The sequence below is a fragment of the Streptococcus mitis genome, assembly GCF_023109515.1.
GTDB classification, from domain to species: Bacteria; Bacillota; Bacilli; order Lactobacillales; family Streptococcaceae; genus Streptococcus; species Streptococcus mitis_CS.
The window spans coordinates 1-14,533 of sequence record NZ_JALDUM010000008.1; the positions used below are offsets into that span (position 1 = coordinate 1).

At 41.2% G+C, this 14,533-nt stretch carries 18 protein-coding genes; all 18 read right to left on the reverse strand.

What is annotated here, in order from left to right:
- On the reverse strand, window positions 1–1,675 hold a 1,675-nt coding region (locus tag M1G05_RS09690), incomplete at its 3' end, for a phage tail spike protein (protein WP_282184799.1).
- A complete protein-coding gene (locus M1G05_RS09695; protein ID WP_247953657.1) occupies window positions 1,675–2,397 on the reverse strand; it encodes a phage tail protein in 723 nt (240 codons plus the stop codon). The genes M1G05_RS09690 and M1G05_RS09695, both read right to left, overlap by 1 nt.
- On the reverse strand, window positions 2,394–5,219 hold the full coding sequence (locus M1G05_RS09700; RefSeq protein ID WP_247953658.1) for a phage tail tape measure protein: 2,826 nt from the start codon (window positions 5,217–5,219) through the stop codon (window positions 2,394–2,396). The genes M1G05_RS09695 and M1G05_RS09700 overlap by 4 nt, the downstream gene beginning before the upstream one ends.
- 277 nt (window positions 5,220–5,496) lie before the next feature.
- Entirely contained in the window at window positions 5,497–5,916 is a 420-nt protein-coding gene (locus M1G05_RS09705) for a hypothetical protein (RefSeq protein WP_247953659.1), read from the reverse strand.
- A 10-nt stretch (window positions 5,917–5,926) separates the two neighbouring features.
- Window positions 5,927–6,508 (reverse strand): major tail protein, encoded by a 582-nt coding sequence (locus M1G05_RS09710; RefSeq protein ID WP_247953660.1) that lies wholly within the window; start codon window positions 6,506–6,508, stop codon window positions 5,927–5,929.
- A 10-nt stretch (window positions 6,509–6,518) separates the two neighbouring features.
- The gene (locus tag M1G05_RS09715) at window positions 6,519–6,842 is read right to left on the reverse strand and encodes a hypothetical protein (RefSeq protein ID WP_247953661.1); all 324 of its coding nucleotides are present in this window, start codon (window positions 6,840–6,842) and stop codon (window positions 6,519–6,521) included.
- Complete coding sequence (locus M1G05_RS09720; RefSeq protein ID WP_247953662.1) at window positions 6,839–7,198, reverse strand: HK97 gp10 family phage protein; 360 nt, start codon at window positions 7,196–7,198, stop codon at window positions 6,839–6,841. Before M1G05_RS09720 ends, M1G05_RS09715 begins: the two co-directional genes overlap by 4 nt.
- A complete protein-coding gene (locus M1G05_RS09725; RefSeq protein WP_033686235.1) occupies window positions 7,195–7,497 on the reverse strand; it encodes a phage head closure protein in 303 nt (100 codons plus the stop codon). The genes M1G05_RS09720 and M1G05_RS09725 overlap by 4 nt, the downstream gene beginning before the upstream one ends.
- Window positions 7,498–7,501: 4 nt before the next feature.
- Window positions 7,502–7,753, reverse strand: a complete 252-nt coding sequence (locus tag M1G05_RS09730; RefSeq protein ID WP_173254161.1) for a phage head-tail connector protein — start codon at window positions 7,751–7,753, stop codon at window positions 7,502–7,504.
- Between the two features lie 2 nt (window positions 7,754–7,755).
- A complete protein-coding gene (locus M1G05_RS09735; protein ID WP_247953663.1) occupies window positions 7,756–7,989 on the reverse strand; it encodes a hypothetical protein in 234 nt (77 codons plus the stop codon).
- An 11-nt stretch (window positions 7,990–8,000) separates the two neighbouring features.
- On the reverse strand, window positions 8,001–9,167 hold the full coding sequence (locus tag M1G05_RS09740) for a phage major capsid protein (protein ID WP_024056582.1): 1,167 nt from the start codon (window positions 9,165–9,167) through the stop codon (window positions 8,001–8,003).
- Window positions 9,164–9,739, reverse strand: coding sequence for an HK97 family phage prohead protease (locus M1G05_RS09745; RefSeq protein ID WP_112445578.1), 576 nt, complete (start codon window positions 9,737–9,739; stop codon window positions 9,164–9,166). The genes M1G05_RS09740 and M1G05_RS09745 overlap by 4 nt, the downstream gene beginning before the upstream one ends.
- Complete coding sequence (locus M1G05_RS09750) at window positions 9,723–10,925, reverse strand: phage portal protein (protein ID WP_247953664.1); 1,203 nt, start codon at window positions 10,923–10,925, stop codon at window positions 9,723–9,725. The genes M1G05_RS09745 and M1G05_RS09750 overlap by 17 nt, the downstream gene beginning before the upstream one ends.
- A gap of 21 nt (window positions 10,926–10,946) precedes the next feature.
- Window positions 10,947–12,677 carry a terminase large subunit gene (locus M1G05_RS09755; RefSeq protein WP_247953665.1) on the reverse strand — a complete coding sequence of 577 codons (1,731 nt, stop codon included), beginning with the start codon at window positions 12,675–12,677 and terminating at the stop codon, window positions 10,947–10,949.
- Window positions 12,670–13,062, reverse strand: a complete 393-nt coding sequence (locus M1G05_RS09760) for a P27 family phage terminase small subunit (protein WP_001118282.1) — start codon at window positions 13,060–13,062, stop codon at window positions 12,670–12,672. Before M1G05_RS09760 ends, M1G05_RS09755 begins: the two co-directional genes overlap by 8 nt.
- A 147-nt stretch (window positions 13,063–13,209) precedes the next feature.
- Window positions 13,210–13,530: an HNH endonuclease gene (locus M1G05_RS09765; RefSeq protein WP_247953666.1), complete on the reverse strand. Its 321-nt coding sequence runs from the start codon at window positions 13,528–13,530 to the stop codon at window positions 13,210–13,212.
- A 116-nt stretch (window positions 13,531–13,646) separates the two neighbouring features.
- A complete protein-coding gene (locus M1G05_RS09770; RefSeq protein ID WP_173254168.1) occupies window positions 13,647–13,820 on the reverse strand; it encodes a hypothetical protein in 174 nt (57 codons plus the stop codon).
- 163 nt (window positions 13,821–13,983) lie between these two features.
- Entirely contained in the window at window positions 13,984–14,526 is a 543-nt protein-coding gene (locus M1G05_RS09775) for a site-specific integrase (RefSeq protein ID WP_049505458.1), read from the reverse strand.
- Window positions 14,527–14,533 lie beyond the last annotated feature (7 nt).

Consider the following 14,533-nt stretch of genomic DNA (forward strand, 5'->3'; position numbering starts at 1 on the left):
CTGAGAAAGTCAGACGATAGGCACCGTAGTAGACCGCTAAGACCTGCTCCTCTTTCTGGACAAGGTCTTTATCAATCGCTGGCATGACTGTATTAGCAGGTGCTAAATGAACGTGTCCACCGTAAAACGGTGTCTTATTCACTACCACAGTCACATCTGTTTTGCCGTAAGGCGTGCAGGTCGCTGACCAACTGATCACGTATTTCTTACCAACCTCAAAACCTTCACCGTTATGCCCTACTTCCACGAAATCCGTTCCGTAACTGATTTTTTTAGCCGTGCCACCATTCAAGCGGTTCTTGTTGTACTGGGTATTTCCGTCACCACCAATCAAGCTAGCGTTGACCCTTGCAGTCTCGCTGACCTGCTCCAGTTTCTTGCTCAGTTCAGCGATAGAGTCCGCACCGCTCATTAGCTCCTCACGGATGCGCTTCACGAACTCAGGGCGCTCCTTCTCCATTTCCTCGTGGATCTTAGCACCCATTTCTTCGGCCTTGGCCTTGTACTGCTCAATAGCGTCCGTGATAGCTTTCTCACGCTTGGCAAATTCAGCGTTAAAGGCACGGTCAGCGTTGGCGATCGCACGCTCCAGCATAATGTCAAATTTTGTTTCTTGCTTGTCCAAAATCGCATTGGCTACTGCTGAAACACCGCCACCATTTCCCCCTGATTTCACTTTATCATCAAAGGTAATGGTCAGATAGGCTCCTTGTCCATTGTTTGCCAGACAGTCGTACTCGTAGGCGATGGCCTTCTTATAAACGTCCACATTATGCTTATAACTTTTCAGATTAACCGTATCACCCATGTGGACAGTCTGCCCATCAAGTTCATAGGCTTCAATCTTAATGGCATCTGTAGCTTTATCTATGTGTTCGTTAGTAAATTTAGCACTAGCCCACTTTGTCAGTTCCTCAACAGTCTGAATGTTGTTATTGCTATAACTTCTTTCGTTGATATAAGGGTAAGCACCAATTAAGGGACTATCAACCGTTATAGCAATCGTTGTATCTTCCTTGGCGCCCTCTGCCTTAAATGTAGATTTAGCGTGGATACGAGTAACAACATTTTGTGAGTTTTTGGTCCGTTGATAGGATTTAAGGTTTTTGTGGGTAGAGATGATAACACCTCTGTCCTCTCCTCGATTTCGCTTGATTGAGATAGCGAAATTATCCCGAACCATCTCTCCTTCCCACGTTCCCACAATTGAGTGAGCGCCATCCATTAACACGCTGTAGAGTGTTTCTACTTCTTTCGTGTTGATGGTTCTCCTGTCCGTGATATCGCTGGTAAATGAGAAATCATTGATAGGAGACTTAGCAACTTGTACCAATTGAGAAAGAGCCTGCCAGCAACTCTGCTTGTTGACAGACAGCGGATTGATAGACCGCTGCATGACGTCATCAGTGATATGGTAAGCAGTGATTTCTAAATGATCATCATTCTCTACTGGCTTCTTGATACGAAACAACTGAGGTCCAATCACAGGCGCTGGCGCCTTTATCAACATATCTTCACGGAACAGCTGATAAATCTCAGAGTCGGTGATAGGGTAGCGAACAGTAAGGATAAAATCCCCGTTCATTTGTTCTTTTATGACTGCCGAAGTCGCTTCATGCAGTGGGATACCGTTCCATTTAACGTTACGAGTATCACTTTCAAGCAAATATAACATTACGCCCACCCCCAGACAGTCTCAATCGTCATGGAACTGATGCCAGCTCCTAAGACAATCCCGACATCTTGTTTCTTGATTGGGTCAATCGTTATAAAATCCCCCGTCCACTTGACTCTGGAACCTGTTCCGTCCAAGAAACTAGGATTGTTAGGGTTATTTACCATGACAGCTCTTCCAGATAATCTCTCTAACCGAATGACCTGCCTATCTACTGTGAAACTAACCTCTGTCGTACTCTGGCCAGTTATGGTAATTGTCGGAAAAGCCAAAGCAGAGCCTTTTGTTCTTAAAGTTCCACTTCTTGAGAAGGTTTGATTGTCCGTGACTTTGAAAAATTTTGTAGGATGACACTCAAATGTGACTTTGAGCGCATAATACCCTGCACGATTTCTAGTAGTCTCGGAAATCTTTACCTTGTAACACCACATCTTGGTTGTTTTGACACGTTCGCTTTCAAGCCAAAAGTTCTCCCTGGCAAAGAGGGCCAAGAAACGGTTCAAGTCCTCTTCCTTTGGCTTTACTAAGTGAAGTGTGTAGGATTTCTCAACCATCCCTCTATGATGATTGGTTTGTAGAATAGCTCCACTAATTCCATCATGCTCCCATAGTTTTGTCTTGCTATTGGCAATCACGATAGATGGCGCTTCTTCTACAATGACGTCAAAAGGAAAAGAGGAGGTTGCTACGCCATCAATCACCAGTTCATTATGTTTGATCATGCGATTCCTCCTCTAAGTTGTGTTTTCCGTTGTAGTTCGTCCGCAATCTTTTGAGCTACAACGTCAGCAATGCGATTGATATCCATCTCTTCACTGATGTTATTTCCACTAATGCTGACATTGATAACAGGAGACAGACCTCCCATTGTTTGGGCTATTCCACGGCCGATAGCTCCCAAGGTTCTTTCGTTTAGTGGTAAGACAGCCTCGTTCCCAGCCTCTCCACCAACCATCAGTCTATTCCCGTTTGAACCGAAAACAGTCGGCTTGGTCAAGATACCGCCCTTGGCATACCACTCTACGCCAATACTTGGCAACCCGTTACTCAACCAGTCAACTGGGTTGAGAGAGCCTGAAATACTAAAGTGTGGTAGAGGGATATGAGGCCATCTAAATTCAAAGTTAAAGAATCCCTTAATAGCTTCAATTGCACGACCAACTAAATCCTTAGCCCCGTTAATAGCATTGCCGATTGTATCTTTAATACCATTCCAGACACTGCTTGCGGTTGATTGAATACTATTCCAGATATTGCTAATCGTATCTCTTATACCGTTAAAGACACTTGAGACCGAACTTGAAATACCATCAAATATTCCTGAAAGAGTGGATTTAATACCATTCCAAACAGTTGAAGCAACCGTTGAAATGGTGTTCCAGATGTTAGACAATAGCTGCGCTATGCCATTAAAGATAGTCCCAATGACGCTCGCGATCCCATTCCAGATTGTTTCTCCGACGCTCTTAATGGTTTCCCAAGCGCCAGACCAGTCTCCAGTAAGGATTTGCATCACTGCCTTGATAATGCCCAAAACAACGTTGATAGCTGTTTCAACTACCGTTTTAATCACTTCCCAAACTGTAGAAGTGATAATCTGAATATTATTCCACTCTCCCTCTATAAGAGGACCTATAACAGTCATAACAGCGCTAATGATAGCGGAAATTCCATTCCAGACAGCGTCCGTAATTAAACGGATTAGTTCTTGGTTTTCAGTCCACCAAGTTACAACCGTTCCAAAAACACTCATGATAAAATTTGAAATTTCACCTACAACAGTATTGATGACAGATGAAATAGCCTCCCACACAACTGTGACGGCGGTACGAAATCCTTCATTCGTTTCCCATAAGTATTTTAAAATGACAACGACCGCTGCCACTGCGGCCGCTATTGCAGCTGCTGTCCCAATGATTGGTAACGCGGCGGCAATTATGCCTCCTATTGAAAGTTCAAGAGCTGTTGCAGCTGCTTGTAAAGTTAGGAATATCGGGGCTATAACTCCTACAGCAGTAACAACTGTCCCTAAAATGACAACAAATTCTTTAATCGGGCCAGGCAAAGTACCAAACCAATCTGCCACACCTTTTATAATGTCTCCTAAAGCTTGAAACACAGGAATCAACATTTCCAAAAGAGGTTGACCTAATGCAGCCAAGGCATTAGTTCCAGATTGTTTTAGATTCCCCATGACGTTTTCTAAGCCGTCAGATTCTCTTGCAGCTTGACCAAGTGCTCCAGAAAGTTCATTCCCATCTTCAACCATTTGAAGCAAAGTCAATTGCTTTTGTGCTTCACTCAAATCCTTGAATGACTTACCATATAGTTTGTTTGCTGCCGCATTACGAGTAGTTTCTGTTGCAGATATCCCCAAAGCCGCATCGTTGGCAAAATTTCCTTTAAGAAATGATTGAAGGCTCTCAGTAACACTTTCAATAGATTTGTCGTAAAAAGCAGCACCATCTGCCGCTGCCTTAGTTGCCCTAGTAGATAAATCTAAGGCTTGAGCTGTATCTAAACCAGATGTTTTTGCAAATGAGGCCATTTGGGTGAAACTTCCTTGTAATCGTTCTGGTACAATAGACATTTCTTTCCCAATATTATTAAGAGCCTCTCTAGCTTGACCTTCCATATCCCCAAAAACTGTGCTAAATTGGGCATTACTTGCTTGCATTGAAGCAGCTGCTTCAATAGCTTCTTTCCCAACGTCAACAAGTTTTTCTGAAATATCACCCAATTTCTCACTAAACTGTTGGAGTAGTTCAGCTCTTGCAGCTTTAGCTATCTCACCCAAGCTTTCTTGTGCGCTATCCGCTACAGACTTAGTCCCCTTCATCTCATCGTTAAGATGGTTAAAAGCAGTCTTAGCTTGATTCAGCTCCGCTTCCATCTTGTTAGCTTCGGCTGAGTTTTCACCATATTCTTTTTTAGTGATTTCTAACTGCTTCTCAAGGTTTTCAATTTGACGAGCGACAATTTCGGACTGTGCACCAATCTTCTTTTCAGCCAATGCCAACTTGTCAGCTTCACTAGCGTTGGCACCCATCTGGCTTTCTTGCAGTTTAAATGAACTAACTACTTTTTCAGATTCGCTGGCAAGTAGTTTTTGCTCATTCTGCAATTCTTTCAGCTGGGTTTGGTTATTCTTGGTTGCATTCCCGTTGCCTTCAAGAGCCTGATTGACGCTAGCTAGTTTCCCCTCATATCCTTTCAGGACATTTTGAGTTACTTCTACTTCACGTTGGAAAGCGCGATACTGATCGGCGCCAATATCTCCTTTTTTGAACTGCTCCTCAACTTGAGACTGTGCTTGTCTTAAAGTTTCTAGTTTTTCCCGAGTGGTTCCGACTTGCTTCTGTAAGACTTCTTGCTTTTGGGTTAGTAAGGTAACATTCCCAGTATCAAATTTAAGAGCATTATCAATTTGTCTCAACTCTTTTGTTGCGTTAGCAGACTCTTGATTGACACCTTTTAACGCTTTTTGTAAGGGCTGGGTATCGCCATCAATTTCAATTTTTATCCCTTTGATATTTCCTGCCATATTTCCTCCTTTCCTTAAAAAATAAGGAGCGCTGAGAGTGTTTCTATGACCAGAACACTAGCCAACTCAAGGAACTTGTCCTCACAATCGCTCTCTCAGCACTCGCTTTTTCTCTAAAATGCATCAAAATCAGCTTGGGTAGCCTTCCGACTACCCGTTTTATTTTCGCTACGCAAATTGACATAATCTGTCTGATAATCTAAAGCCATTCCAATAGAAATGTGCTTGAGATCATCGATAGATAAGCCAGTTTCTTTGCAACAAGATAGATAGGATTCTACCGTGAAGGCTTCTTCGCTTGCTGTTTCTGATGTGTCTGTTTCTTTTTTGTCTGCAGTACCGTGTTCAACATTTCCATCATTAGCGGACAAACTTCGTTAAGAGGAAATTCTTCCATCTCCATGAAGAAATCATCAAACGGTTTAATTTTAGGATTGCCAGATTTAGCAAATACCCAAAATAGACGATAGAAAAAGGTAATATCAAAATCTTCTAAAAGAGATAGGTCGACGCTTTCCGCTACCAAATCATTACCTTTTTCTAATTGGTTCAATTGAGTTACCAATTGCTTATTTTTCAAAAGCCCTAAAAGGTCCTTGAAAAAATCCTGTCCAAACTCGTTCTTGTAAGCGATTGGAGTATAAGCATTTGTTGCAAGCTCATAGCGCTTGTTGCTGATTTTAATACTTCGACGCATTCTTTACTCCTTATCCTAGAGATGTTGGCTCATAAACGCTAGTAAACCAAGCGTCATACACTTCTTTCTTGTCAGCTGACGTAATCGAACGTTTCACGACGCTATCAAGTGGACGTGGTGAAGCTTTGAAGCTAAGTTCACGCTCGTTGACAGTTGTTCCGCTCTTAGTAGCAGAGCCGTTCGATGGACGACTAGCAGAGCAGTAGTAGAGAACGTAGCGAGTCTTGTTTTGATCTCCTGAAAATTCAAACATAATAGCAAACGGTTTAGTTGAAGCATCGCCTTTTTCAGTCAATACTCCTGTTTGCTCATCCTTGAGTTCTCCTAGGATTTTTGTCGCGAACTCTTCCGTGATATGCGGTACTTTCAATTTTCCTTCATATCCTTCGTTTGAGTTCATGAAGTGGTAGTCCACATCGTCGGCTGGAATTGCTTTCGATTCTCCTTTTGGTTCTAGCTCCAAGTTCATCGCTCCAGGGAAACGGAAAATTTTCCCGTAGCTAATGACATTTGTTTCCCCATTGATAGTTTCGATTGGTGCGATATGCACGTTTTTCAATCCAAAGGTTACTTTATTTTCTGTTTTTGTCATCTTCTTCTCCTTAGTACAAATAAACAGTGTAAGGCTTGACAGATAGCCTTTCTGTTGGGATATAGCTTTCTTCTGATACCTCAAAAACAAGTTGATGTTTAGACAATAACTCTTCCAAGGTCTCTTCCAAATCTTCGTCTTTACGTTCAAAGATAAGCTCTACAGTCACAGATTTAATCTGGTATTCCTGTTCATCATCTGCTCTCTTGATATCTGGATGTGATTCAAAGTAGATAAGGTAAGGTGTTTGAGGAACGTGTCCAGTTTCAAACGCACGATAGGCTATAGGTAGATTCGCTTGACTTAGAATCTCGACAAGGTCAGATAATTTCATTCTTGAATAGCCTCCTTCACTTTCCGTTCAAAGGAATTGATTAGCTTTTCTTCTACAGGTTGGATATGAGGGATAGCACGACTGCGACCGCCATTCCTTAAGACATGGCCATTTTCAAGTAGGTGTGTCAATTGATAGCCTGTAGCATTATGGATTACGTATGATCCTTTGGCGTTCTTTTTGAGACGCCATCCTCTTCCATACTTCCCTTTATTCTTTGGGCTTGTCGCCTTCAAAGTCGCAACAGCTTCATCACCTAACTCTTGTGCAATAGCGTCAATCTCATTTTCTAACTCACTAGAATACTCACTCAGTGCTTTAGCAATTTCTGCTGAAAGGTCACCTGTTAAACTCATGGCAATTCCTCCATCAAGGTTAACTCCAGAATTTCTAAACCAATCGGAAATGTCTTGAGAATACGATACCGTTTCCCATTAAATTCCGCTTCTTCCTCGTTGTTATACTCAAAGCTATGAATATCAAGGATAAGGCTTGGTCTAAGTCCAACCTGGCTAGCCTGATAAAATTCAGAACGAGTTATGGAACGCTTACGACACAAAATAGTCAATCGCTTTTCCTCAAATAGAGGTTGGTGCAATTTATCTAATCCTGTTTTAACCCTTGAGATCAATGTAATCTCATTGTTCCATGCCATCTGATTACCTCAATTTCAAATTATGCAACCGCCATAAAAGGTGGCGTGGCATGTCCACCCCACCCTCATAGCGAAAGGCTGCATAATCAACTACAAACATTTGGTGTTCAGCATTTTCTGATTCAAGCGAAACCCCCAAATTTTCTTCCAGTTCAGTTATGACAGCTTCAATGATTTTTTCCAAAGGCTTATCACGTAGTTTTGTTGCTATACCCAATTTTAGTTTTAGTAATTCTAATAATTGAGACTTGTCCATAACTACTCCTCATCTTCCTCTTCGGGTTCTTGAGGTTCTGGTTCTCCTTCGGAAATATCGTCATCATCGATTTTAGTCAAGAAAATAGATCCTGCACTATTCGACCCATCTAACAACTCTTGAATGAAGGTCTTGCTACTTCTATATCCTTTTCGGGGATAAATATCCCCGATTTGATATTCATATTGTTGAGGGTCTCTCAAATCCTTAAAAGGACGGATTACTTGATAAGCCATCAGCTCCCTCCTTACCCTGCAGCGTCAGTGTAAGTCACATAGAATCCTGCTGCTTCATCCACTTTCTTAACATCGAAACGGTTTGCAGTTCCTAGATATTGACCGTAGATTTTATCATCTTGCCATTTGACAGTTGTCTGAGCGCGGTCAAACAATGTCGCAAATTCTCCAACGTCACCGATGAAGGCTTTCATTTCACCTTTAGCATCTCCGATAATATCATCAGGGTAAACATCGATTACACGACCAGCGAACTTGTAGCCAGTTGGAGATGTGATGTCTGTTTGAAGCATGTAGCGACCGTCCTTGTCCTTGATTTTATCAAGAGCAGCAAACATAGATTGGGTACATACAATAGTTGCATCGTAGTAAGGTTTCAATTCCACGTTGAGAATATCTTTCAAGCCATCCAAACCAGCTGCGCTTTTAGCTGTAGCTGTCTTGAGAACTTTAGCGATTTCTTTATTCTTAGTGATACGTTCTTGGTTCTTAGCTTGTTTAGCAACCAATCCCATCACATCGTAGTCAGCATCATCAATCAATTCTTGAGACACTGGCAAATGTCCACGACGTGTCTTGATTTCATAGTTCACTTTTGTGAAAGTTGGTTTAGCCAATTCAGGATTTTCTTCCAACTCTTCAACTGTGTTCATTGTTTGGTCAGTCAATTTAACAACTGCCCATTTACCGCTTGCATTCTTGACATTAACGATGTTGACCAATGAAGTCAAATCTGTCTTGTCTTGTTTCGCTTCTTTAGGCGTCATCAATTCAACAGGGATGATTGCTTCTCCTTCAGCAGATTTGAGACCATCAGCACGCACTTCTTTTGTTCGAAGGTAATGGTTAAATGCTTCACGTTGTTCCAATGTTTTTCCTCCTCGTTTTTCCGTTTTGCCTGGAGTTGGTGCTTTACGGTTTTGCTCCTCGATTTGTTTTTCCAACTCATCGATTTCTTTTTCCAACTGCGCTTTTTCAGCTTCTTTTTCTTCAATTTCCTTTTGAAGATCATCCACAGTCTTTTCAACTGCTGAAACTTCTTCATCAGTTTCAGCACGATCCAACTTTTCTAACTCAACAACCGAACGTTTGTTCAATTCTTCGATAGTTTCTTCCAACTCAACTACCTTAGTTGCTTTTGCTCGCATACGAGCACCAAAGATTAACGCCTTATTCATAGCTTAAATTTCTCCTTAATTTCTTTCTTGCGCTTGTCTAGCGCTTCACGATTAGCACGGCTCTGACTTTCAAAGTCTTTTTGTCGTGCAGCAATTTCCGTTTGTGGATAGGCTGGGAAAGTACATGGGCTCACTTCAAAGATTTCTAGTTCTAAGACAGTGTCCAGATACGAACCATCTTCACGTTCCTCTGTTTCGATTTTTATCGGGATAAAGCCAAAGCTACATCCGATAACATCTCCACGCTTAACACGGGCATAGGCTCCAACAGCTTGAGGATCATCCTTGTTAATGATGATGTCTCCAAAAAGACCAACATCATCAACACCCAGTGTCAGAGTTCCGTTACCTGTTCGACCGAGAACAAGACTATCATCGTGGTTAAATAAAGCTCTGATATCAGCGTCTTTGATAGCTTTCTCAACTCCAGCACGCTTGATAACTTCACAGTAGCCTGGCCACAATTCCGTCTCCTCGTCAAACTTGATAAAGTAGCCACTCAAAATCAAATCACCAGAGTCTTCTTCTCTCGTTTGAAATTGAGTGGCACGATAACTATTCCGTTTCTGCATTCTCTTCCTCACCTCCTTTCAATTTATTTTGGTCTCCTATCTTCTCTTGAGGGATAAAGTTCTCAAGGACAATCAACTCTTCCATCTCAGGATCAGGAGCCATACCAAGCCAATCTCTCCACTCATTACGACGCATTGCAGTACTGTTTGTCATTTGACGTGCAACCTCAGACAACTCTGTAATGTTGTAAGAGAAGAGCGAGCGAGGATTTAGCTTGAAGTAACGATTACTAGACAAAAGTAAGTCTCTGGTTAGTGTTTGAGTAATAGTGGTAGCGATACTCATGACAGTCGTATTTACAAAGTTGTTATACTCTGTCTTATTGAACTCTCCCACGCCCAAAATAAAAGCAGGTACTCCTAATAGACCTGCAACTGTTCTTTTATCTAATTCGACAGACTCATTTAGAGCGATGTCCGTTAGACTAAGCGGCTTTACCTGTTGAATGTCCAGCAATGCCTCTGGAACAATCCATGGAGCGCCGACTCTGCTAGTACTTAAATACTTCTCAGCGATACGCTCACGCCCTTGCTCCGAGTCTAGTTCAGCACTAGACGAGTCAACCTTGACGATAAGACTAGGAATGTTCTTACCGTTCATGAAGCTTTTTTTAGTCTTGGTCGCCATGTTCAAACTTTGAACCACATCTGTCAACGTCACCCTAAAACCAGTACCAATGTATGGAATATCTGGATCTGGATTGATGACGAAGTGGACTACTTCGTCAGGGGAATACTCTTCACCCCTAAATGAGATCACATAGGAATCCTTATCTGTTTGGAACGAAACTTCTCTCATCGGAAATGGTCTTAGATTAGAAATATAATCCGTAACAGGTTCATATTCCACATGTAGGACAGAATTCCCATCGCCATATAAGAGCAAATCACGCACAATCTTGAAAATCCATGACTTCCTTGTCATGTGTTCACAGGGATTGATGTCAATCTTTCTAGCAAGCCCATCACGGATTCTGATATCACCTTTATCTGTATTCTCCATCAGGTGGATGGTCATATTAGAGACCAAATCAGCAATCTTATTAACCGCTGTCACCACATCTGGATTTCTGGCCAAAGGTACATACGAATCCATCAGGTTTGACAACCCTAAATCTGAATGACTCAGCATGTTGATTGGTTTACTTGGTTTGTTTCGTTTCCAAATCTTTTCAAAAATACCCATGTTTCCTCACCTCCTTTCTCTCTAATCAAAGAATCTCATCACATCGCCACCCTTGCCAAGATTAGCAAGAGCCTGTATACAAGCAAAGACGCTGGCATCAAACAAGTCAATCCTTGCAGTACCACCGTCTCCGTCTAATTTTTCATATTGCACAGCGTCATCCACCTTTTCAATCGCTCTAACATTGCTCACACAGTATTCATAAGCGTCAGAATGAAGATAATAAAATTCCTTGTTCTTGACTTTGAACTCAATCCGTCTGAACCCCTCAGATTTCAGATAGAATAACTGAGGCTGGTCAATCACCTTGAACTTAGCCTTTTTCATCTTGGCCAAAAACTCACGACCAAACTTCCTATCCATTCCCACAGCTTGGATTTTAAATCCACGCTCACGCATACTGATGAACCATTTGACGATATCATCATAGAGAACGGTAGGAGTATTACTCATCGTCAGCCAGCCATCAGACTGCCAACCAAAAAGTGGAATCCCATCATCGTTAGCCTTCTTCTGAGCATTAATCCGAGGAAAGAAAGCATGTGTGATACAGATATCAACATCTTTCTCACCATCATTATAGACACCGTAGAGAGCAGCTGCCGTTAAGTCATGTAATCTTGACAAGTCCGCACCACCATACCAGCGAATCGGCAAGCGTGCCAGCTCTTCTAAACTCCAATCGTAACAACTATCCGACGCAATGAACTCATCAGGATTAAAATAAGCGTTCAGAGAGTTAGTGAAGATATTCAGGGTCTTATTGAAAAACTCGTTTCGAGTCTGAGGATCATTCATAGCCTGCTCTGCTTCTTCCTTGAGAGCCTTGAGCGATACCGTCACACCCCACGAAGGATTGGCTTTTTTAAGAACATTCTCGTCCAGGTAATCGCCCACGTCCCCATCAGTCGTCTGATCAGCTTTACAGATAAACATGAACAAGGAATCATCCTTGACTAATTGTTTAAGGACCTTTTGACAGTATTTCAAACGGTTAGCAAGGAAACCAGTAGGAATATCACCAGCCGTAGAGATAACAAAAAGCATACTGTTTCGGTATGCTGACATTGTTTTCTTCATAAGACCATATTTCTTACTGTTCCTCATTGTATGAGCTTCATCCAGAATAATAACGTTTCCGTTCAAAGAGTCCAAACGGCTTTCATCGTTGGCCAGTGCCTGGATAAAGAAAGAACCCTCGATACCAAAATTAGCAGTGATTGAGTGTTCCTGGTTGTTATCCTTGATACGAATGTTCTTGTCATTCCATCGCTCCACATTAAACTTCAAGAATCCAAAAGCTTCCATCGCTTGCTTAACAGAGTTTGCCACGATGTAGCATTTTGAACCGCTGTCTGTGTCTAATATCTGATAAGCAAGTGCGATTGCAGCAGTAAATGAGGTTTTCCCATTCTTCCGAGCAAGCATGATAAGCGCTTCTTTGAACCTGCGCTCATTTGTACCCTTGTAGTAAAATCCAAACAGGTTCACAACTACAAAATGTTGCCACGGTTGCAAGAGCAATGGCTTGTTACGGATAGACACCGCAAACATATCATCGCCCTGCTGATGGACTATCGTGTTTTCGATGAAGTGAACAACGAAATCAACGATATCCTCATCCATTTCAAACTCAGGATTTTCAAGATCGCGCAAGAAACGTTCAGCAGCAAGAATGTTCTCTTCGCAATGTTCTTTTTGGTGACTTAAGACGTGTTGAGCATATTCTTTTGCTTTATCAAGATTACCCATTGCCAGTCACTCGCTTCTTCTTGATTTCATTCTTGAACTTCAGGACCTCAGTAAGCACTGACTCACCCTCTTGTTCTACTACCTCACCAAGAGACTTAGGATTCATCATCAACTGATTAGAGTAGCTGAGGATGTCTTTCCTCAAAATTTCCATCGCTGTCAAGATTGGAACTTTGCGCTCATTTTCAGCACCAGCCTTATTGACGTAGGTGTCTGTTACTGGATAACCCATGTCAGCATAATCTTGAGCAAGTTTCTGATACTGATAGAGCATTCCTGCAAAAATATCAATAATCATCTCAAATTCTTTTCGATAAGTGCCTAAGTCTTTCATCTGCTTGACCACTTTTGACTTAATCGACTTCGCTGTAATTGGTTTAGCCAAAAACTACCTCCTTCCGTCAAAATCGCTTAGTTTTTACCCCCTTTTTGTTTGAAGGCCCGCGACTTGGAAAAAGTTCCCTTCACCGGTTCCCAGAGGCTTCGAAAAAATTTTTTCGAAGTGGGGGGATTAAAAAATTTTTTTCATTTTTCATTTTTGTTTTTGAAAAAAATTTAAAAATTCTTTTTTTCTTTTCTTCTGCCAATAGATTCCATTTCCGATTATCTTATCGTTGTTGCGGTCATGGAACGTATTATGTTTGCGGTTGGTCAGCGGCAAACAATTCCAAGATACATACTCAAGTTCTGGATACTCAGATACTGGGTAAATATGATGAACCATTTCAGCTGGAACTGACTGCCCATATCTTAGACTTTCTTGGCAAAGGTAATCGTGTTGTCTCATGACCTTGTCACGGAACTTGTTCCACTTCCTTGTCTTCAAGCTCTGTCTGACTGGTTTGTTGTACATGATATATACTCCTTTGCAAAACAAAAGGACAGGCTCTTGACCTATCCCATCTCATACAAGAAATCTATGCTACCATAATAAACCTTTTTTTGTGAGACTTCAAGATGTCTTTTGTCTCATCTTTTGTCTACAAAATCATATACGAGAGCTCCAATGAATACTAAAGGCAGAAATAGAAAAATCAATCCATGTTTAAATATTTTCCCTATATCTTCTTTTGTCCAATCGAAAACAATTTTCAAAAACATCAATGCGATAAAATAACAAACTAAATATCCTATGAGTAACATATTCCTCTCCTCTAACTATACCAATTCTATCCCTCACTTTCACATATCTTATATTTTGTTAAACTCACTCTAAATCTCAAACCCTTACTAAGCATGGGTTTTAAAGAGTTTCATTTTTTCACTTTATGCTTAACTCATTATGTGAAAGTAATATCTAAAAAAATTAAATGACAAAGTTTCGTAGTGCATCATCAAGCTCTGCTTGCTCTATCCCTATGTATCTCAGGGTAATCGCTGGCGATGAGTGATTGAACATTTTCTGCAATGTCCCTACGTCCTTTGTCTTGTTGTAATATTTATAACCAAACGTTTTTCGCATTGTATGTGTTCCAACATTATCAATGCCAAGTTCTTCAGCAGCCTCATGAATAATTTGATAGGCTCTCTCACGAGTGATTGCTTTATTTTTCCCTTGCCTACTCTTGAATAAGAAATGATGAAATGGTTTGTCTTCGACATATCTTCTCATTTCTTTCTTGAGTTCTTTTGTCATCCGTCTTGTTATCTGCTTGCCAGTCTTCCGTTCTCTCAGCTTGATGTGCCAACCTTGTACATCTTTAACTTTCAAGGTAAGTATATCTCCGACTCGTAAACCAGTATTCAGACCTGTGATGAATAGCATATAATACATCTCATTCCACTCTCTGAGATAATCTTTCATTGCCTGAATGTCGTCATTATCTTTTATTGGTGATACAAATTCCATATTCTAC

What these genes read in the sequence shown, in the direction of transcription:
- M1G05_RS09695 (WP_247953657.1), bottom strand. Translation starts at nt 2,397, where the DNA reads ATGATCAAACATAATGAACTGGTGATTGATGGCGTAGCAACCTCCTCT.
- M1G05_RS09700 (WP_247953658.1), bottom strand. Translation starts at nt 5,219, where the DNA reads ATGGCAGGAAATATCAAAGGGATAAAAATTGAAATTGATGGCGATACC.
- M1G05_RS09705 (WP_247953659.1), bottom strand. Translation starts at nt 5,916, where the DNA reads ATGCGTCGAAGTATTAAAATCAGCAACAAGCGCTATGAGCTTGCAACA.
- M1G05_RS09710 (WP_247953660.1), bottom strand. Translation starts at nt 6,508, where the DNA reads ATGACAAAAACAGAAAATAAAGTAACCTTTGGATTGAAAAACGTGCAT.
- M1G05_RS09715 (WP_247953661.1), bottom strand. Translation starts at nt 6,842, where the DNA reads ATGAAATTATCTGACCTTGTCGAGATTCTAAGTCAAGCGAATCTACCT.
- M1G05_RS09720 (WP_247953662.1), bottom strand. Translation starts at nt 7,198, where the DNA reads ATGAGTTTAACAGGTGACCTTTCAGCAGAAATTGCTAAAGCACTGAGT.
- M1G05_RS09725 (WP_033686235.1), bottom strand. Translation starts at nt 7,497, where the DNA reads ATGGCATGGAACAATGAGATTACATTGATCTCAAGGGTTAAAACAGGA.
- M1G05_RS09730 (WP_173254161.1), bottom strand. Translation starts at nt 7,753, where the DNA reads ATGGACAAGTCTCAATTATTAGAATTACTAAAACTAAAATTGGGTATA.
- M1G05_RS09735 (WP_247953663.1), bottom strand. Translation starts at nt 7,989, where the DNA reads ATGGCTTATCAAGTAATCCGTCCTTTTAAGGATTTGAGAGACCCTCAA.
- M1G05_RS09740 (WP_024056582.1), bottom strand. Translation starts at nt 9,167, where the DNA reads ATGAATAAGGCGTTAATCTTTGGTGCTCGTATGCGAGCAAAAGCAACT.
- M1G05_RS09745 (WP_112445578.1), bottom strand. Translation starts at nt 9,739, where the DNA reads ATGCAGAAACGGAATAGTTATCGTGCCACTCAATTTCAAACGAGAGAA.
- M1G05_RS09750 (WP_247953664.1), bottom strand. Translation starts at nt 10,925, where the DNA reads ATGGGTATTTTTGAAAAGATTTGGAAACGAAACAAACCAAGTAAACCA.
- M1G05_RS09755 (WP_247953665.1), bottom strand. Translation starts at nt 12,677, where the DNA reads ATGGGTAATCTTGATAAAGCAAAAGAATATGCTCAACACGTCTTAAGT.
- M1G05_RS09765 (WP_247953666.1), bottom strand. Translation starts at nt 13,530, where the DNA reads ATGTACAACAAACCAGTCAGACAGAGCTTGAAGACAAGGAAGTGGAAC.
- M1G05_RS09770 (WP_173254168.1), bottom strand. Translation starts at nt 13,820, where the DNA reads ATGTTACTCATAGGATATTTAGTTTGTTATTTTATCGCATTGATGTTT.
- M1G05_RS09775 (WP_049505458.1), bottom strand. Translation starts at nt 14,526, where the DNA reads ATGGAATTTGTATCACCAATAAAAGATAATGACGACATTCAGGCAATG.